General features: G+C 72.6%; 20 protein-coding genes. 9 read left to right on the forward strand and 11 right to left on the reverse strand.

Translation table 11 applies throughout. From position 1 onward, the window contains the following. Positions 1-48: 48 nt before the first annotated feature. Positions 49-834 (reverse strand): alpha/beta fold hydrolase, encoded by a 786-nt coding sequence (locus tag ACP4J3_RS27795; protein ID WP_426538780.1) that lies wholly within the window; start codon positions 832-834, stop codon positions 49-51. Between the two features lie 11 nt (positions 835-845). Continuing rightward, positions 846-2,249, reverse strand: a complete 1,404-nt coding sequence (locus tag ACP4J3_RS27800; RefSeq protein WP_426538781.1) for a hypothetical protein — start codon at positions 2,247-2,249, stop codon at positions 846-848. A 141-nt stretch (positions 2,250-2,390) separates the two neighbouring features. On the opposite strand from ACP4J3_RS27800, the gene ACP4J3_RS27805 reads away from it, so the two are divergent. Next, positions 2,391-2,843, forward strand: a complete 453-nt coding sequence (locus ACP4J3_RS27805) for a YbhB/YbcL family Raf kinase inhibitor-like protein (protein ID WP_426538782.1) — start codon at positions 2,391-2,393, stop codon at positions 2,841-2,843. Between the two features lie 113 nt (positions 2,844-2,956). Here ACP4J3_RS27805 and ACP4J3_RS27810 read toward each other — a convergent pair whose 3' ends face one another. After that, positions 2,957-3,205 carry a hypothetical protein gene (locus tag ACP4J3_RS27810; protein WP_426538783.1) on the reverse strand — a complete coding sequence of 83 codons (249 nt, stop codon included), beginning with the start codon at positions 3,203-3,205 and terminating at the stop codon, positions 2,957-2,959. Positions 3,206-3,339: 134 nt separating this feature from the next. Here ACP4J3_RS27810 and ACP4J3_RS27815 point away from each other — a divergent pair, with 134 nt between their 5' ends. Continuing rightward, a complete protein-coding gene (locus ACP4J3_RS27815) occupies positions 3,340-3,579 on the forward strand; it encodes a hypothetical protein (RefSeq protein ID WP_426538784.1) in 240 nt (79 codons plus the stop codon). Positions 3,580-3,670: 91 nt separating this feature from the next. Then, the gene (locus ACP4J3_RS27820; protein WP_426538785.1) at positions 3,671-4,213 is read left to right on the forward strand and encodes a hypothetical protein; all 543 of its coding nucleotides are present in this window, start codon (positions 3,671-3,673) and stop codon (positions 4,211-4,213) included. Positions 4,214-4,296: 83 nt separating this feature from the next. Here ACP4J3_RS27820 and ACP4J3_RS27825 read toward each other — a convergent pair whose 3' ends face one another. Then, positions 4,297-7,203 carry a glycosyl hydrolase 115 family protein gene (locus ACP4J3_RS27825; protein WP_426538835.1) on the reverse strand — a complete coding sequence of 969 codons (2,907 nt, stop codon included), beginning with the start codon at positions 7,201-7,203 and terminating at the stop codon, positions 4,297-4,299. Positions 7,204-7,498: 295 nt separating this feature from the next. Here ACP4J3_RS27825 and ACP4J3_RS27830 point away from each other — a divergent pair, with 295 nt between their 5' ends. Beyond that, positions 7,499-8,140 (forward strand): phosphoribosyltransferase, encoded by a 642-nt coding sequence (locus ACP4J3_RS27830; protein ID WP_426538786.1) that lies wholly within the window; start codon positions 7,499-7,501, stop codon positions 8,138-8,140. A gap of 3 nt (positions 8,141-8,143) precedes the next feature. On the opposite strand, the gene ACP4J3_RS27835 is transcribed toward ACP4J3_RS27830, so the two are convergent. Continuing rightward, positions 8,144-8,776: a hypothetical protein gene (locus ACP4J3_RS27835; protein WP_426538787.1), complete on the reverse strand. Its 633-nt coding sequence runs from the start codon at positions 8,774-8,776 to the stop codon at positions 8,144-8,146. After that, positions 8,773-9,897, reverse strand: coding sequence for a CapA family protein (locus ACP4J3_RS27840; RefSeq protein WP_426538788.1), 1,125 nt, complete (start codon positions 9,895-9,897; stop codon positions 8,773-8,775). Before ACP4J3_RS27840 ends, ACP4J3_RS27835 begins: the two co-directional genes overlap by 4 nt. A 297-nt stretch (positions 9,898-10,194) precedes the next feature. Between ACP4J3_RS27840 and ACP4J3_RS27845 the strand changes: the two genes are divergently transcribed. After that, positions 10,195-11,607 (forward strand): RtcB family protein, encoded by a 1,413-nt coding sequence (locus ACP4J3_RS27845; protein WP_426538789.1) that lies wholly within the window; start codon positions 10,195-10,197, stop codon positions 11,605-11,607. Positions 11,608-11,729: 122 nt separating this feature from the next. On the opposite strand, the gene ACP4J3_RS27850 is transcribed toward ACP4J3_RS27845, so the two are convergent. After that, the gene (locus tag ACP4J3_RS27850) at positions 11,730-12,185 is read right to left on the reverse strand and encodes an archease (protein ID WP_426538790.1); all 456 of its coding nucleotides are present in this window, start codon (positions 12,183-12,185) and stop codon (positions 11,730-11,732) included. A 28-nt stretch (positions 12,186-12,213) separates the two neighbouring features. After that, a complete protein-coding gene (locus ACP4J3_RS27855; RefSeq protein ID WP_426538791.1) occupies positions 12,214-12,519 on the reverse strand; it encodes a hypothetical protein in 306 nt (101 codons plus the stop codon). Positions 12,520-12,601: 82 nt separating this feature from the next. On the opposite strand from ACP4J3_RS27855, the gene ACP4J3_RS27860 reads away from it, so the two are divergent. Together ACP4J3_RS27860 and ACP4J3_RS27865 are read left to right on the forward strand one after the other, a co-directional pair. Further along, on the forward strand, positions 12,602-13,054 hold the full coding sequence (locus ACP4J3_RS27860) for a TIGR03668 family PPOX class F420-dependent oxidoreductase (RefSeq protein WP_426538792.1): 453 nt from the start codon (positions 12,602-12,604) through the stop codon (positions 13,052-13,054). A gap of 203 nt (positions 13,055-13,257) precedes the next feature. Continuing rightward, positions 13,258-14,586: an enolase C-terminal domain-like protein gene (locus ACP4J3_RS27865; protein WP_426538793.1), complete on the forward strand. Its 1,329-nt coding sequence runs from the start codon at positions 13,258-13,260 to the stop codon at positions 14,584-14,586. Between the two features lie 16 nt (positions 14,587-14,602). Here the strand turns inward: ACP4J3_RS27865 and ACP4J3_RS27870 are convergent, their stop codons facing one another. Beyond that, positions 14,603-15,415, reverse strand: a complete 813-nt coding sequence (locus ACP4J3_RS27870) for an amidohydrolase family protein (RefSeq protein WP_426538794.1) — start codon at positions 15,413-15,415, stop codon at positions 14,603-14,605. Positions 15,416-15,481: 66 nt separating this feature from the next. Here ACP4J3_RS27870 and ACP4J3_RS27875 point away from each other — a divergent pair, with 66 nt between their 5' ends. Next, on the forward strand, positions 15,482-15,955 hold the full coding sequence (locus ACP4J3_RS27875; RefSeq protein ID WP_426538795.1) for an SRPBCC domain-containing protein: 474 nt from the start codon (positions 15,482-15,484) through the stop codon (positions 15,953-15,955). Between the two features lie 80 nt (positions 15,956-16,035). After that, positions 16,036-16,941, forward strand: a complete 906-nt coding sequence (ppk2, locus tag ACP4J3_RS27880; RefSeq protein WP_426538796.1) for a polyphosphate kinase 2 — start codon at positions 16,036-16,038, stop codon at positions 16,939-16,941. 113 nt (positions 16,942-17,054) lie between these two features. On the opposite strand, the gene ACP4J3_RS27885 is transcribed toward ppk2, so the two are convergent. Beyond that, complete coding sequence (locus ACP4J3_RS27885) at positions 17,055-17,438, reverse strand: luciferase family protein (RefSeq protein ID WP_426538797.1); 384 nt, start codon at positions 17,436-17,438, stop codon at positions 17,055-17,057. 87 nt (positions 17,439-17,525) lie between these two features. After that, a complete protein-coding gene (locus tag ACP4J3_RS27890; RefSeq protein WP_426538798.1) occupies positions 17,526-18,428 on the reverse strand; it encodes a YceI family protein in 903 nt (300 codons plus the stop codon). Between the last annotated feature and the right edge of the window lie 8 nt (positions 18,429-18,436).

Genomic DNA, 18,436 nt, shown 5'->3' on the forward strand with positions numbered 1-18,436 from the left:
CTCCTACAGGATCTCGTTGGCCTCTGCTGCCGGGTTCGGGCACAACGATCAACCCGCCCGCCCCGTCTCCGCGAGGTACCGCACGGGCGGGGACCACGCGTGCGGAACGAGCCAGGGAAAGGTGTGCGCCCCCGGCACCTCGGTGTAGTGGCCGGCGGCGACCAGGGTCGCGAGCTGCCGGCCCCACCCTGCCGTGCTGATCCGGTCCTCCCGGCCGCGGATCACCAGCAGGGGCATGCGCAGTTGGGCGACGGACTCCTCCAGGAGGTCGTCCAGGTGCACGCGCGCGATGTGCAGCATGCGGCGCAGCCCGGCCCGTTTCCACTCCGGGCGGTGCGACTCCGACAGCCCGGGCGGTTCGTGCCGGGAGTCCAGTCGCCACCGCAGCAGCAGGCGCGGCATGCTGCGGGCCATCGGGTCGACGGTGGGGCTGGCCAGCACCACACCGGCGAGGTCCGGGTGGTCCACCGCGGCGCGCGCGGCGACCTGGGTGCCGCTGGAGTGCCCCACGAGGACGACCCGGCCGAGGTCCTGGGCACTCAGCCACTCGGCGACACAGGCCCCGAACTCGCGTACGTCCATCTCGTGCGGCGGGTCGCCGCTGCCCGCGAAGCCGGGCAGCTCCAGCAGATGGGCCCGGGTCCACTCACCGAACGCGGCGAGGCCGGGCAGGAGGTAGTCCGACACTCCCATGCCCTGTACCAGCACCACCTCGGGCAGCGGCGGCTGCCTGCGGCCGACCGCACGGCTGCGCATCCGCCCGAAGTCACCGTCGTAGTAGGAGATGTCGGTGTGGTCGGGAAACACCGGTGCGTCCTGGTCCCGTGTGTTCATGGCGGCCTTGGTCATCCGTTCGTCGGACCGATGGTCTCGATGGCCAGCGGCGGCGAGGCCTCGGGCAGGCGGAGCTGTCCGAGGAACTCGTCGAGCTCGGCGAGGCGCAGCGGGGGCGGCAGCGGACACCGTTCGGGCAGCGCGGACAGCGCCGGCCGGTGGCGCATGGTGGCCCCGAAGTCCAGCGGGTAGGCGTGCTCGTCCACGCCGATCGTGCCGGCGCTCTTCGTGGCGTACCGGGCGGCCACCTGGCCCCACTGCCGCACCGGGGCCTGGCCGACGGAGCGCAGGCCGTTGGAGAAGAGGTTCACGCCGATGCGCTCATAGGGTTCGGCACCTTCGAGGTAGTGCTCCAGCAGGTCGAGCGAGGACAGGGCGGTGAACTGCAGCCAGAACGGTACGGCGCCCAGGCGCAGGGTCCAGTACGGCTCCCACTGGTTGTACGTCTCCACCAGCAGCCGCTGCGCGGGCAGCCCCCGGCGCCGGTGCCACCACCGGTACAGTTCCGCGACCGCGGGGCTGAGGTGCTCCGGTTCGGCCAGGCTGATGCGGCGCACGGGGTGGCCGCGTCGGGCCGCCAGATCGAGGACGTCCTTGGTGAGGCTGTCGTCGTACCCCCACTCGGCCTCGGCGTACTCGCCGTCCGCCCTCGGCGCCTCCCAGCGGCGCACCGCGGCGTGCTGTTCGGCCAGGTGCTCGGCGATCCGGTCGCTCCCGCTGACGTACTCCTCGGGCGGCATGCCGCCCAGCGCGCCGAACTGGAAGAAGTGGCGGTCACCGAGCACCGAGACCGGCCAGGTCAGGGTGCAGTCGACGAGGAAGACGGTCGCGCCGGGCGCGAGCCGCTCCTCGAGGAACCGTTCCAGTGTCGGGCCGAGCCGCAGCCGCTTGAAGCGGAAGTAGGTGAAGCGGACGAGCATCGCCCGGTCCTGGCTCGGGTCGTGCATATGGCACAGGGCGAGTTCCGGGTTGTCCTCCAGCATGCTCCGGCCCAGCTCAAGGCCGGCGGCGAGCGCGGCCCGCGGGCGGTCGGGGTCCAGCCGGGCCCGCACCGGTACCAGGTAGGTCTGCGGCAGCACCGGCGCCCGCAGCGCGGCGGCGAGGTGGACGGCCGCCCCGCTGACGGACCCGAGGAAGACGGCCGGGTACGGGCCGGGGCCGTACCGCTCGGTGGTCCAGGACGCCAGGTCCTCGCCGGTCAGGCGGCGCACCCGGGAGACGGGCGAACTCTGCATCTGCCCCGCCGTCACGAACAGCCGGCGCCGGGCCGGGACGGGCAGTCCGGACGCGAGCGCGGCCAGCGGCGCGGAGGCGGGCGCCACGCCGAGCGCGCGGAAGTCCCGCCCGTGCAGGAACCGGCCCACCGCGCGAACGGCCGCCACCGAGGAGTCGAAGTCGCAGAGCGTACGGCTCACCCGCCATCGGTCTCGCACGGCACGCCTCCCGGATCGGTTGTGCGCAACCCGGGTTCCCCGCACCGCAGCCCGCTAACTTCCCCGCGCAACGCCCGCCCGCCACCGCGTGTGGCCCGGGCCGGTGTGGGTACTGCGGCGCGCATGACCGATATCGAACTCAAGAGCTCCGCGTTCAACGACCACGCGATGATCCCGCGCCGTTACGCCAAGGAGGGGGACAACGTCTCCCCGCCCCTGACCTGGTCCGGAGTCCCCGACGAGGCCTCGGAGCTGGCCCTGTTGTGCGAGGACCCGGACGCCCCGTCGGGGACCTTCGTGCACTGGCTGGTCACCGGTATCGACCCGCACACGGAAGGACTGCCGACGGGCGCCACGACCCCGGGCAGTCACCCGCACCGCAACGGCTACGGCCAATCGGGGTGGGGCGGTCCGCAGCCCCCGGCGGGCGACAACGCGCACCGGTACTTCTTCCGCCTGTACGCCCTCCCGGGCCCGGTCTCCATCCCGGAGGCGGCCACGGCCGACGAAGCACATCAGGTGCTGGACCAGCAGCAGGTGGCGAGCGGGACACTCGTCGGGCTCTACCAACGCTGACGGCGCTCCTGATCACCGGACGGCGTGAAAAGCGCCTCCAGCCGCCCGGCTCACCCGCGTCCGGCCGCTCCGCGGGGACGAGGGTCGGCCAGTCGCACGCACGGGCCTGCGCGTCACCTTGGCCCCGCCGGCGCCCGGATCGACGGCGAGCACCGGGGTCCCGGCGCGCAGCGCGAGCACGACTCCGGCCGCACGTCGTCCAGGCGCAGTACCTCACCGGCGTACCCCGGACTGCGCACCGTGTCGTACGCGAGCCCCGCCCGGCCCAGCGCGTCCTGGACCCGTCTCAGGGCGAGGACATCACCCGCCGTGACCTCCTCCTCGCGGACGCTGAACCAGCCGGTGAGCAGGGTTTTCGTCATCCGGTCAGGCCCCGGTGCCCGGGCACTCGTCGGCGTGCCGCGTGCCCGGCCGGTCCAGGCGGCATGCGGCGCGCCGGCCACTGTGGCCGGTACGCCGGGCTGCGTACGCGCCGCGCAGAGCGCATGGTGGTGGCATGAGCACGCGTCCCCCCGTGGTGGTGCTGCCGCCCGCGTCCGACGGCGGACGTCAGGTGACGATCCACGGCGAACCGGCGGGCACCGCGTACAGCCTCTTCGACGTGCTGGACCTGGTGCACCGCGCGGACCTGCCCGCCGAGGACCGGGCCGTCGACGACCCCGAGCTGATCGAATGGCAGGGCGGCGGGCCGTACGACTGGAACAGCCCGGACACCTCCGATACGGCGGGTGGGTGATCGCAACGCCCGAGCGGGGTGCCCCCCGCGGTCGGTCGCCGTGGTCCCGCGGCGCCCCTGCGAGGATCGGTCCTCTGAAAGGAGACCGATCGTGACGGACGGCGAAGGGCAGGCGGACGGGGCGGCGGAGGATCTGCGGACGTCGGCGAAGGGCTGGCACGGCGTGCAGCTGGCCGTTCTCGGCTTCGTCGGCCTGTGCGGTGTGCTCAAGGACAGCGGCCCCGCCGGAGTGCCCCGGGATGTCCAGGCCGCGGCCGGGGTGCTGGCGCTGAGCGCCCTGGCGATCGCCTGCTGCGCGGTCGTGCTGGTGGGGACCGCCGCCTGGCCGCTGTACCGCGCTCAGGCCCGTCCGCCCACCGACCCGCGCCGCACGAGCCGTGCCCTGCGTGCCGGGATCGCTCTGACGTTCACGGCCGTCGTGCTTCTCGCGCTGTCGGCCGCCACGTCCTGGTGGCCCGTGAGCGAGGGCGGCGCGACACGGAGCCTGGTCCGGGTGAGCGCCGGGGGCGCCACCGTCTGCGGGCCTCTCCACGGGGGTGGCGAGGGCTATCTGACGGTCCGGGTCCAGGACCGCGCCGTGGCCGTGCCCCTCGCTCGGATCACCGCCGTACGGCCGGTGTCGTCCTGCGGCTGACACGGACCGTACGGCTGAGGCTCCCGCCGAAGCGACACCGGCCTTTCGCCCCTGAGCCATCACCCCCTAAAAGCCATCACCCCCTACATACGTGTGGCCGGTTTCGGTTCCGGATCGAGCGCCGGGTGGTAGCTCTCCGGCGGTGCCAGATACGTCGGCGGCAGGCCGCCCGTGTCGATCACGATCTGGTCGACGGCGATACCCGGGTCGACCATGAAGACCCGCAGGACGTGCTCACCGGGCTCGTCCACCGTCAGCCCGGCGGTCAGCTTCTCGACGCCGTCCTCCACGTTGCGGGCCCAGGCGTCGCCCCGGTTGCCGGTGGCGACGGCCTGGCCCGTCAGCACGGTGGCCGGCTGGTCGTCCAGCGCGACGGCCAGTCGGCGCTGCCCGCGCTCGTCGAGGGAGGGCAGCCGGAAGACGGTGACCGGGAAGGTGCCGGCGCCGCTGAACCGCACCCGGTACCTCAACTCCGGCGCCCGCGCGGCGAAGTCGGCGGTCACCGGGGCCGCCGTCGACGGCACCGCCTCCATGGCGCCCGTACGGCGGCCCAGCCCGCGCACGACACGCCAGCGGGCCCCGCCGCGCGCCACCCGGTGGTCGGCGTGCACGGCGTCGATCGAGACGTACCCGTGGGCCTCCACGAAGCCATGGGCCCGCCGACGCGCCCGCGCACCGTCGTTGACCACCCGCAACGGCACCTCGACGCGCTGCCCGGCCCCGCCGACGGCGACCGTCGCGTCGTACGTGCCCTCGGGCAGCCGCGCCCAGTCGATCTCCACCCACACCCGGGTCTGCTCGGTGAGTGAGCCTCCCGCCGCGCTCAGCAGCACCCAGGGGTGGCTCGCCTGCGCCGACCAGTCGAGCGGCAGGAAGCCGGTGTTGAAGACGTCGAGGAAACGCCTGTCCTGCGTGTAGGAGGAGAAGGGCAGCGGGCGGTCCGCGCCGGTCTCGTTGCCCTCGGCCGCCACACCCAGCCCCGAGGTCTCCTGCCGGGCGAGCCGGGTGACCGGCGGACGCCCCGGAGCCTTGGGGATCTGGGAGGGGTACGGGTTGACGATCCCGTCCCATTTCCCGCCCGCCACCTCGGTGTTGTACCGCTTGGTGAGCGCCGTCTCCTCGGCGTGGGCCGCCTCGGCCAGGTCCGCGAAACGGTTCGTCCCGGCCCCGCGCCCCTGCCGGACCGCGAGTGCGTTGCGGTCCGCCCAGTAGTACTTCAGGTTCATCAAGTACGCGCCGTGCACCGGATATTCGACCAGCTCGAAGAAGGCGTCCCGGTACGCCTCGGGCAGCTCGTCCCGCACCGCCCGCACCCGCTCCAGCAGCCGCTCGTACGCGGCCATCCGGCGCCCCGCCTCGTCGCCGTGGTGGATCACGGAGAAGACCCCGCGGTCGATGAACTCGGGGCGTCGCTCCGCCGCGAGCCGGTAGTACTCCGTACGGATCGCGGCGATCTCCCGGCCGTACCGATGGCCGAACTGCCGCCCGGCCCACTCGGCCAGGAAGCCGGCCCCGGCGTCGTCGGCGCCCCACCGGTCCACGTCCCAGGCCATGTCCATGCAGAAGGACAGCCCCATCTCGATGGACTTGACGTCGCCCACGTTGAAGATCCACATCCGGTCGGCGCCGTGCTCGTACACCCGCCGCAACTCCTGCCACACCTTGGCGAGTTGCGTGGTGTCCAGCCACAGATAGCTCTTCGGGCGGCCCCAGTAGGACAGGTGGTAGTAGATGCCGTTGCCGCCCGCGCGCCGCCGCTCGGCCTCGTCCGGGAGCTGGCGCATGTTGCCGTGGTTGTCGTCCGGCCAGATCAGCGTGACGTCGTCGGGGACCCGGACGCCCGCGTTGTACAGCTCCAGGACCTCCTTGTACGGAATGAAGATCTGCGGCTCGGCGGCCGCGCCGACCTCCTCGGCCAGGATGCGGCGCTGGTCGGCGATGATGTCGTTCATCACCGCGACCTTCTCCGGGACGGTCGTGGCGTACTTGGTCTCCAGCGCGCTGTCGTGCAGGCCGCGCATGCCGATCGTCCAACTGCTCTCGTACCCGGCGTTCTGTCTCGCCCGGGCTCTCCAGTAGTCGGAGATGACACCGGGGTTCACCGTGTAGTCGTACACCGGCAGGGTCCCGTCCGCGCCGCGGTGCTCCTGCGCCCACGGCGCCCACTCGTGGACGCCGTTGCGCAGCAGGGCCTCGGGGTGGCTGGAGCCGACGACGATGCCGTAGCGATCGGCCAGTTCCGGGTTCTCGCGGTGCTTGTTGAAGAAGTCGGAGTACGGATGCATCGCCGGCCACAGGTAGTTGGCCTTGAGGCGGAGCAGCAGTTCGAAGACGCGCTTGTAGGTCTCGGGGCCGATGTTCTTGTCCGGCTCCTGGGTGCGGTGCGACCACGTGGTCAGGTTCTGCTCGTCGTTGATGAAGATGCCCCGGTAGCGGACCGACGGCTCGTACCGCTTGACCGGGCCCGCGGGCACCGTCACCGTGTCACGGCGGGGCACGGGGACGTCGGCCCACCAGTACCAGGGGGAGACGCCGATGCGCTCCGAGGTGTCGTAGATGCCGTAGACCGTGCCGCGCCGGTCGCTGCCCGCGATCACCAGGGCGCGCTCCACCCCCGGCAGCGGACGCTCCACCACCTGCGTCACCGACGCCTCCCAGCGCCCCGCCACCCGTGAGACGTCGAGGCGCCCCTGCGCGACGAGCCGGTCGACGACCGGGGCGGAGCCGAGCGTGCCCACGACGACCAGGCTCGCGGCGGGCGTCTGCGGGAGGGTGTGGCGCAGCTCCGGACGGACTCCGCTGACCCGTTCGACATCCGCCTGGAGGTCGCCGGCGGCGCGGATCACGGCGGGGTCGTCCGCGGCGTCGACGTACAGCGCGACGGCGGTGCCGCCGCGGACCAGCGGGAAGTCGGTCCGCTTCGGCGCGGCGGCCGCGGCGGCCGAGGGAAGGACGGCCGGGAGTACGGGAGCCGCTCCGACAGCGGCCATTCCCCGCAGGAACGCCTTGCGGGTCAACTGCCGGGACGGGCGGTGCGATTCGTGGTGCGGCACAGGGCGGTTCCTTTCCGCGCATGACCGGGGGCCGGGGGCGAGGGAACGGCGTGGGCGAGCGTGCGGCTTGGCATGCTCAGGCTAGAAAGCGCTTGCCACTGGGCACCCTAGGCCAGCTCCGTCCGGGCGGTCCAGACCCGTGCGCAGGACAGGACGGGCGAGTCCCCGGGGCCGCAGTGGTGTGTCCGGTGCCGGTCGGTGGGGTACGCGGCGACGGACGGAAGGGGAAGCCATGCAGTTCCGTGACCGCAAGGAGGCCGGGCGGGAGCTGGCGGAGCAGCTACGCATCCGGCAGGACAAGGGCATCCTTCCGCGGCCCGTGGTTCTCGCCCTGCCCAGAGGCGGCGTCGCGGTCGCCCGGGAGGTCGCCCGGGAGCTGGACGCCCCGCTGGACGTGCTCGTCGTGCGCAAGATCGGCGCCCCGTTCCACGAGGAGTTCGGGGTCGGCGCGCTCGCCGGCGACGACCCTCCCTTCTTCGACGAGGCGACGCTGTACCGGCTGGGGTTGAGCGAGGCCGATCTGGCGCCGGTGGTGGAGCGGGAGCGCAAGGAGCTGCGGCGGCGCGAGGAGCGCTATCGCGAGGGCCGGCCGGCTCCGGAGCTGCGCGGCCGTACCGCGATCGTCGTCGACGACGGGGTCGCGACCGGCTCCACGGCACGCGTCGCGGTGCGCGCCGTGCGCAACCGGAACCCCGAGCGCCTGCTGCTGGCCGTACCGGTCTGCGCACCGGAGGCGGCCGAGGAACTGCGCCGGGAGGTCGACGAGTTCGTCTGCCTGCACGAGCCGAGGCTGTTCAGCGCGGTCGGCGAGTGGTACCAGGACTTCGGTCAGCTCACCGACGCCGATGTGCTGGCCGCGCTGCGCGGCGAGTGAGGCTCAGCTCGGCCCGTCCGGACTCAGCCGCAGCGAGTAGGTGCGCCCCTCGACGCCCCACTCGCCGGCCGGCGGCTCGAGCCCGGCGTCGATCGCCCGGATGCTCGGCCGCCCGATATGGGCCCAGACCAGACGCCGTACCCCGCGCCGTCCGGCCTCCGCGGCGATCGCGTGCACATCGGCGTGGCCGCCGACGCCGCCCCGGAACCGTATCGGCCGGTTCCAGGCGGCGGCCTCCGCGAACATCAGGTCCGCCCCCGCCGCCCACGTCGGGAACTCCCAGAACTCCGGCGCCCACACCACCAGCAGCTCACCGGCCTCGACGCGATAGCCGTACGCCGGGTGCGAGGTGTGCACCACGGGACGGCGGCGCACTCGCACCTCGCCCACGTCCAGATCACCCGCACGCAGGGCGACGTCCCGCTCGGCCGCACTCCTGCGCAGCCGGGACCGCAGCTCCGCCTGCTCGTCCGTGACCAGCCAGGCGGCCAGCCGCCCGGGTGGCGGTTCGGCGCCGGGGCCGCCGTCGAAGGCCACACGCTGTCCCGCGTGGCGCAGCAGCAGACCGGCGGGGGCGAAACGGGGAGAGTTCATCGCGCCGACGCCGAGCAGGGTCAGTCGGAGCCGGCGGGTCATGGGGTGGCCCGGGTGGCGGGCGCGGACCCGACGAGCGTGCCGTCCGCGCCGGTGGTGAGGCGGATGCCCTGGCTGATGCGGTCGAGGGTCGTGTGCAGCCAGCTCCGGTCCTCCGCCGGGGCGTGCTCCAGCCGCATCCGGCGGGCGAGCAGGGGCACCATGCGCAGCTCGGTGAGTGCGCCGGTGTCCGCCGCCAGCCTGACGAAATAGGCGATGCGCAGGTCGTCGCGGTACTGCTCGTACCCGGGGATTCCTTCGTAGTCGTCGATGAAGTCGCCGCAGCCGTGCAGGATCAGCCGGTCCCGGTAGACCTCGACGGGACGGGGGTGATGCGAGGAGTGGCCGTGGACGACGTCGGCGCCGCCGTCCACCAGGGCGTGCGCGAAGCGGCGCTGGTCGCGGGGGACGACATAGCCCCAGTTGGAGCCCCAGTGCACGGACACCACCACGAGGTCGCCGGGCCGTTTGACCCGCCGTATCCGCCGCACGGCCGCGGCCGCCGTGGCCGGCGACAGCTCGGGCACGTAGGCGACGCCGGGCAGGTCGGACGTCGCCGCCCAGCTCGCCGGGATGCCGCTGGTGGCGGCGCCGAGGGCGAAGACGAGTACCCGGCCGCCGTGGGGGAGCGGCAGCGCGACGGGCGCGTACGCCTCCTCGGCACCGCGTCCCGCGCCCGCCGTCCGCAGCCCCGCCCCGTGCAGCACGTCGAGCGTCTCCCGCAGACCGGCGCGGCCGAAGTCCCGCACATGGTTGTTGGCCAGCACGCACACGTCGGGCCGGGCCACCGTGAGAGCGGGGAGGTTGGCCGGATGCATGCGGTAGTGCACCGCCTTGCCGGGCTCGAAGTCGTCGCTGCGCGTCACGGACGTCTCCAGGTTGACGATCCGGACATCGGGGCCGTTCGCCTCCATCAGCCGCAGCGACTCGCCCCACGGCCAGGACGGGTCGACGGGCGCCGGGACGGGGCCGCTCACCGACTCCGCCATGCTCACGTAGGCGCGGGCGTCCGTGACGTACCCCTCCCGCAGCTCCGGGTCGCCGGGGCGGGCCAGGATCTGGTCGACGCCGCGTCCGAGCATCACGTCGCCGCAGACGAACAGGGTCACCGTGGCGCCGCTCATATCTCCACGGTACGAGCCCCACCGGGCCACGGAAGCGCCCGGCGGCCGACCCGATAGGGAACGCCCCGCACGGGTACCCCGCACCTGCGACGCCGGGCGCGGGACTCAGGCCCCTTTGACGGACCTCCGCGGCGTCGCGACGCCCGGCACGCACGCCCGCCGCACCGCGCGAAAGCCCATGCAGCTCCGCTGCGAGAGTTTCCACGCGGCACGCCGAGAGCACGCACCGAACGCCGCTCCTTCTCCCGCGCAGATCCACCAGAAGGGCCTGAGCCGGCCCGGACACGGGAGGCCGTCATGGAACTGGTCCAGGAAGCTCCGCACCGCTTCCGTATCGCCCCGCACGGGCCGATGCGGGTGCCGGGCGTGGTGTTCGCGTCCCGGAACCTGCTCAGGGACGCCGAGCAGTCACTGGAGCAGGTGGCCAACGTGGCCACGCTGCCCGGCATCGTCGGCGCCTCGTACGCCATGCCCGACATCCACTGGGGCTACGGCTTCCCCATCGGCGGCGTCGCCGCCACCGACGTGGCCGAGGGCGGGGTCGTCTCGCCGGGCGGGGTCGGCTTCGACATCTCCTGCGGGGTGCGGCTGCTGGCCGCCGACACCGACGGCGAGGGGCTGGGGGCGGCGCTGCCCGCCGTGATGGACGGCCTCGACCGGGCCATCCCGCGCGGCGCCGGGCCCGGCGGGGTGTGGCACCTGACCGGCCCCGGGCAGTTGGAGCGGATCCTGCGCGGCGGGTCGCGGTACGCGGTCCAGGAGGGGCACGGCGAGGAGCGCGACCTGACGCGCTGCGAGGACGGCGGGGCGGTCGCCGACGCCGACGTCGACCAGGTCAGCGCACGGGCGCGCGAGCGCGGCCTCGGCCAGGTCGGCAGCCTCGGCTCGGCCAACCACTTCCTGGAGGTGCAGCGCGTCGACGAGGTGTACGACGAGACGGCCGCCGCCGCCTTCGGGCTCGCCCTCGGCCAGGTGTGCGTGATGATCCACTGCGGCTCCCGCGGCCTCGGCCACCAGATCTGCACCGATCACGTGCGGCTGATGGACGGCGCGATGGCCCGCTACGGCATAGAGGTCCCCGACCGCCAACTGGCCTGCACGCCGGTCGAGTCACCGGAGGGCGAGCGGTACCTCGGCGCGATGGCTGCCGCGGCCAACTACGGCCGCGCCAACCGCCAGTTGCTCTCCGACGCCGCCCGCAAGGTCTTCCGCCGCACCGCGGGCACCCGGCTGTCGTTGGTGTACGACGTCTCCCACAACCTCGCCAAGATCGAGACCCACCCGGTGCACGGAGCCCGCCGCACCCTGTGCGTCCACCGCAAGGGCGCGACCCGCGCCTTCCCGCCCGGCCACCCGGACCTGCCCGACGACCTGCGCGAGGTCGGCCAGCCGGTGCTGATCCCCGGGACGATGGGCACCTCCTCCTACGTCCTGGTCGGTGTGCCGGGCGGCGACGCGTTCTCCTCGACGTGCCACGGCGCGGGCCGGGTGCTCAGCCGTCACCGGGCCGCCCGGGCGGTGGGCGGCGGGGAACTGCGGGCTCGACTGGAGTCGGCGGGCATCGCCGTGCGCCCGCGGTCGCTGCGGGGCCTCGCGGAGGAGACGCCCGAGGCGTACAAGGACGTGAGCGAGGTGGTGGCCGCGAGTGAGGGCGCGGGACTGTGCCGGACGGTGGCCCGGCTCGTGCCGCTGGGGGTGGTGAAGGGCTGAGGCGGCGGGGACGGACGTATGCCGTTCACGGCGGCTGTGCGGTCGTACCCCCTCACACGCCCACCGTCACCCATCACCCGTCACACGCCCACCGTCACCAATCACTTGTCACGCATCACCCGTCACACGTCCACGGTCACCGCACACGACCACCCGTACGGATCCGGCCCGATGTGCAGTCCGTGCCAGGACACGCCCTTCGGGGTGGCGCCGGTGATCTCGACGTCCGCCAGTTCGGCGAGCGCGAGCCGTACGTCCAGGTCCCCGTCCGTGGTGTCGGCCTCCAGGTCGACGGGGATCCGGCCGTCCGCGTCGAGGCGGAAGACGACCTCGTCGAGGAGTGCGGTGAGCAGATCCTCGTCGCTCTCCTCCGCGAGCCGTACCCGCTCGACCGAGGTGGGCCGTACCGCCGTGACGTCGGCGAAGGACTCCACCATGCCCAGTGCGGCCTCCACCAGACAGCGCTCGCGGCTCACCCCCCACGCCTCGATCCGCACGTCGGCCGTGTGCGGCACCGCCCGATGGCCGCTTCCGCCACGCCGCCGCGTCTGGATGTCGTCGTCGGTGTCGCCGACCATGTGCACCACCTCTCGGCTGCGGGGCCGCTCACGCGCGGGCGTCGGGATCCGCCGTCCGGCGGAACGGGAAGGCGCCGCGGGTCGTGTGCCGTCGCGGCCTGCGATGGCGGGAGTGTCCCCTGCGGCTCGTCGCCATGATCAGGCCCAGGCAGAAGATGAGTGCCAGGGCGAGACCCGAGCAGAAGACGGCCAGCGTGTTCATGGTGGCGATGTCCTGACCGAGCACCGACACCGTGTACTCGGGGCCGCCGGAAAGATTGTCGGCGATGACCAGTCCGGTGAAGGCACCGGTGGCCACGACGAGGAGCAGGCCGAGGAACAGCATCCGAGTCATCTCCCCACGAGCGTCCGTCCTACGCCGACACGGGTACCCGCGACAGGGCATCACCTATCGCCGGGGGCCGGAAGGAGCCGACATGCCGGACATGGAGCAGGACGAGGCGCGCAGGCGGTTCGCGGGGGCGCCCGTCGCACGGCTGGCGACGGTCGATCCCGTGGGCCGACCGCATCTGGTGCCGGTCGTGTTCGCGCTGCGCGGCGACGAGATCGTCACCGCCGTCGACCGGAAACCGAAGCGGTCGCTGCGGCTCAGGCGGCTGCACAACATCGCCGTCAGCCCGGCCGTCTGCCTGCTGGTGGACGCCTACGACGACGACTGGGACCGCCTGTGGTGGGTACGGGCCGATGGCGGCGCTCGGATCCTGCCGCCCGAGGCGTCGGACCGGGCCGCGCATGCCGAGTACGCCGATGCCGTGGAGCAGCTGCGGCAGAAGTACCCCCAGTACCGGCAGGAGCCGCCGGAAGGGCCCGTGATCGTGATCACCGTCCTGCACTGGCGCGGCTGGCGGGCCGCGCCGGACGGCGGGTGAGGCACGGGCGCGGCAATCCGCAGCCGCAGACCCATTGACCTTGACCATCCACGAACATAATCTCCGTCCTCATATGTAGACGAGATCTTCATGTGCGGATCCCGACGATGCTCGCGATCCTCGGCCTCGGTGGCGTACTGGTCCTGGAACAAGCCCTCGACGCCCTCAGCTCTGACCCCTCACGAGAACGGCAGCCGCCAGCCATGAGCCAGCCCGTCGTCACCCGCTTCTGCGTGTATCCGGTCGCCGGCCGCGACTCGATGCTCCTCAACCTCTCCGGGGCGCACGCCCCGTACTTCACCCGCAACGTCGTCGTCCTGGAGGACTCCGAGGGCCGCACGGGCCTGGGCGAGGTGCCCGGCGGAGAGGGGATCACCCGCACCCTGCGCGACGCCGAATCCCTCGTCGTCGGCGCCCGCCTGGGCGACCACAACAACGTCCTGCGGGCGATCGGGGCGAGGTTCGCCGACCGTGACGCGGGCGGGCGCGGCACACAGACCTTCGACCTGCGCACCACGGTGCACGCGGTCACCGCCGTCGAGTCCGCCCTCCTCGACCTGCTCGGGCAGCACCTTCAGGTCCCGGTCGCCGCCCTCCTGGGCGACGGCAAGCAGCGCGACGCCGTACGCGTGCTCGGCTACCTCTTCCACGTCGGCGACCCGGACCGCACCGACCTGGACTACGTCCGCGCCCCCGATGCACCCGTCGAGTGGTACCGCGTCCGGCACGAGGAGGCGCTGACCCCCGAGGCGATCGTCCGCCAGGCCGAGGCCGCCTACGACCACTACGGCTTCCGTGACTTCAAGCTCAAGGGCGGCGTCCTGCCCGGCCCGGAGGAGGTCAAGGCCGTACGGGCGCTCAAGGACCGCTTCCCCGAGGCGCGGATCACCCTCGACCCCAACGGCGCCTGGTCCCTGCGCGAGGCCGTCGAACTGTGCCGCCCACTCCTGGGCACCCTCGCCTACGCCGAGGACCCCTGCGGGGCGGAGGACGGCTACTCCGGCCGTGAGATCCTCGCGGAGTTCCGCCGGGCCACCGGCCTGCCCACGGCGACCAACATGATCGCCACGGACTGGCGCGAGCTGACCCACGCCCTGGCCCTGCAGTCGGTGTCCATCCCGCTGGCCGACCCGCACTTCTGGACCATGCGGGGCTCGGTGCGCGTCGCCCAGCTCTGCAACGCGATGGGCCTGACCTGGGGCTGCCACTCCAACAACCACTTCGACATCTCCCTGGCGATGATGGCCCACTGCGGAGCCGCCGCGCCCGGCGAGTACAACGCCCTGGACACCCACTGGATCTGGCAGGAGGGCCTGGAGCGGCTCACCGTCGACCCGCCGAGGATCACCGGCGGCGAGGTCGCCGTACCGGACACGCCCGGACTGGGCATCGAACTGGACGAGGACCGGCTCCTCGCGGCGCACGAGCTGTACCGGGAGAAGGCCCTGTCCGGCCGGGACGACGCCGTCGGCATGCGGTACCTGATCGAGGGCTGGACCTTCGACGCCAAGCGCCCCTGCCTGGTGCGCTGAACCCGCCGCCGTACCGTCAGAGGGCGAAGACGCGGCGCGCGTTCCCGTGCAGGAACAGCTCCCGCGTCTCCTCGTCCAGCTTCAGGGCGTCCAGGTGCTCCAGGGCCCGGCCCGGCGTGATCATGGGGTAGTTGGAGCCGAACAGCACCTTGTGCCGGCCCCGGCCGCGCAGATACTCCACCAGCTCCGGCGGATAGCGGCGGACGGTGTAGGCGCTGGTGTCGATGAAGACGTTCTCGTGCTTGTCGGCGACCGCGATCATCTCCGTCGTCCACGGGTAGCCGATGTGCCCGCACACGATCGTCAGCTCGGGGAAGTCCAGCGCCACCTGGTCGACGTACGGGATGGGCCGCCCCGTCTCCGACGGCCGCAGCGGGCCGGTGTGCCCGACCTGGGTGCAGAACGGCACACCGAGGTCCACACAGGCCGCGTACAGCGGGTAGTACAGCCGGTCGGTGGGCGGCAGCCCCCACAGCCACGGGATGACGCGCAGCGCCACGAAGCCCAACTCCTCGACGGCGCGGCGCAGTTCCCGCACGGCGGCCATGGGCCGGGCGAGATCGGCCCCCGCCACCCCGCGCAGCCGCCCGCCGGCCCGCGCGACGAACCCGGCCACCTCGTCGTTGTCGATCAGCGGACCCTGCGGCCCGTACCAGGCGGTCGCGAGGCCCACCTCCACGTCGGCGGCCTCCAGCGCCGCCACCGTGACCTCGACGGGCAGCGGCTCGTCGGACCGCTCCATGCCGGTCCACCGGCGCAGCGACTCGAACATCTCGTGGTTGGCGTGGCGCGGCGTCGGGTGCTGCATCCAGGCGTCGATCACGGGCATGGACTCGGCCTCTCCGGAAGGGTCGGGTTCGTTGCCCACACTCTCCCGCGGCCTATGGTGGGCGCCATGTACTCGACGCGAGTCTCCGGACATGTGAACGCCTCACGCGCGGCCGTCTACCGTGCGCTGCTGGACGCGGACGCCGTGGAGCGTTGGCGGGTTCCGGACGGGATGACCGGGCGCGTGCACGCGTTCGACGGGCGCGAAGGCGGGGCGTTCCGGGTCTCGCTCACCTATGAAGCGCCGACCGGCACCGGCAAGTCAGACGCGCACACCGACACGTACCACGGCCGCTTCGTGCGGCTCGTGCCGGACGAACTGGTCGTCGAGGAGGTCGAGTTCGAGACCGACGACCCCGCCCTGCGCGGCACGATGACGATGACCACCACCCTCACCGACGCCGCCGGCGGCGGCACGGACGTCGTGATCGCGCACGAGGGCATCCCCGACGTCGTGCCCGCCGCGGACAACGAGACCGGCACTCGCATGGCCCTGGCCAACCTGGCCCGACTGGTGGAGTCCGCGGCGACCGACGGCTGAGGGCACTTCCCCCCGCTCCTTACGTGATCTTTGCCGGGACTTCGCCGGGCGTACGAAAGCGGTTGCTCCCATGCGGAAGCATGGACACCGAACTGCTGTCAGGACTGCGCGTCGACTACACCGACCAGGACGACCCCGTGCTGATCCGGGCGGACGGCAGCCCGGTGGACACCTGGCGCGAGAACTATCCCTATCGGCAGCGCATGGAACGCCCGGAATACGAGTGGCACAAGCGGCTCCAGCAGATCGAACTGCTGAAGCTCCAGAGCTGGATCAAGGAGACCGGCCGCCGTCTCGTCATCGTCTTCGAGGGGCGGGACGCGGCCGGCAAGGGCGGCACGATCAAGCGGTTCACCGAGCATCTGAACCCGCGCGGCGCCCGGGTGGTCGCCCTGGAGAAGCCGACCGAGCGCGAGCGCGGGCAGTGGTACTTCCAGCGGTACGTCGAGCATCTGCCGACCGCCGGTGAGATCGTGCTGTTCGACCGGTCCTGGTACAACCGGGCCGGCGTGGAGCGCGTGATGGGCTTCTGCACCGACGACGAGTACCGGCGCTTCATGCGGCAGGCCCCGGCCTTCGAGCGGATGCTGGTGGACGACGGGGTCGACCTGGTCAAGTTCTGGTTCTCGGTGTCCCAGGGCGAGCAGCGCACCCGCTTCACCATCCGCCAGGTCGACCCGGTACGGCAGTGGAAGCTCAGCCCCATGGACCTGGCCTCGCTGGACCGCTGGGCGGACTACACCGCCGCCAAGGTCGCGATGTTCCGGGAGACGGACACCGAGCACGCGCCGTGGACGGTGGTGAAGAGCAACGACAAGAAGCGGGCCCGCGTCGAGGCCATGCGCAGCGTGCTGGCCCGCTTCGACTACACCGGCAAGGACGACGAGGTCGTCGGCACCCCCGACCCCCGCATCGTCGGCGCCGCCGCCGGCCTGCTGGAGGCGGGCGAGGACGACTCCGACACGGAAGCCGAGTGCGGGCCCTAGGGCTTGTTCTGAGTTCCCCCTTCGTCCGCGCGGAGCGCGGGCGCAGCGGCGGTCGGTGCGTGCTCTCGGCGTGCCGAGTGTCGGGGCGCAGAAGGGAGAACTCAGAACAGGCCCTAGCCGCGGGGCAGCACGGTCACGCGGTGGAAGTTGCACTCGCCCGCTGCCCGTCGTCCGGCCGGGGAGGGCAGGTTCTGATGGGCCTTGAGCGCGGCGCTGACCAGGCTCATCAGCAGGTCGACGTCCGTGTCGCAGTCGAGGTGCACGGTCACCCAGCCCGAGCCGGGTACCAGCCGGATCGCCGTCGACCCCTCGAGATCGTCGTGAAACCGCCCGATGGCCGCCATCGTCAGATGCAGGTCCACATCCCGGTCGGAGTGGAAGTGCACGATCTCGCTGTGGACGGAGCGCAGTGCCCGCCCTGCGCCGCAACTGGCCGGGCCCGAGGTGAGGTCGGGCCAGGCTTGCAGTCGTTCCAGGGCGCGCTGGGCCAGTTTCATATACCCATAGTCACCCGATCACCGCGCCGCAACCAGAGGTTGAGCGATTCGTAACCGGTGCGTGAGGTACCTCTCGGCCATCGTCGCCTAGTCGGGAGGCGTCGGAGTGTCGGGCGTGCGGTACATCGCCTGAACGTCCAGCTCGAGCTGGACCGTGGGCCCGACCACCGCGATGCCGCGGGCCAGCATGCTGCGCCAGTTCAGGGTGAAGTCCTCCCGGTGCAGCTCCGCCCTGGCCAGCGCCGCGCACCGCAGCTCCTCGCCGTAGCCGCCGTTGACCGACCCCAGGTAGGTGGTGTCCAGCTCCACCGAGCGGCTGACGCCGTGCATGGTCAGCGAGCCGTGCAGCGTCCACTTGGCACCGCCCCGGTAGGCGAAGCGGGTGCTGGCGAAGTCGATGTACGGATAGCGCTCCACGTCCAGGAAGTCGGCCGAACGCAGGTGGTTGTCCCGGGTGTTGTTGCCCGTCGTGATGCTGGCCGCGTCGATGCGCACCGACACCTGGGACGCGGCCATGTCGGGCGCCACCCGGATGCCGCCGGTGAACCGCTCGAAGCGGCCGTGCACATGGGCCATGCCGACGTGCTTGGCGATGAACCGGATCGCCGTGTGCGGCGGGTCGAACAACCAGGTGCCGGGCGTAGGGAGCTCGAGCTGCCGGGCCGACGCGAGCTGCACCCGCACCGCGGGCTGCGGCGGACCGGCGACGACGTCCAGGGGCTCGCGGTGCGGGGTCAGCCCCTCGGCCGTGACCATGAGGCTGTAGCGGCCCGGGGGCACCACGGCGAGGAACAGGCCGTACGGGTCCGTCGTACCGGACGCCACGACCTCGTGCGAGTCCAGCGCCGTCACCGTCACATCGGCGCCGCGCATCGGCAGCCCGACCGGATCGACGACCTCGCGCCCCACGAAGCCCGCACCGGGCGGCACGGGCAACGGGACACCCGGCGCTCCTCGGGAGCGTCGACTCCTGAGCAGACCGAGGCGCATGCTGATCA

Origin of the sequence: Streptomyces sp. UG1, assembly GCF_049974585.1 — a bacterium.
In the GTDB taxonomy this organism is placed as follows: Bacteria; Actinomycetota; Actinomycetes; order Streptomycetales; family Streptomycetaceae; genus Streptomyces.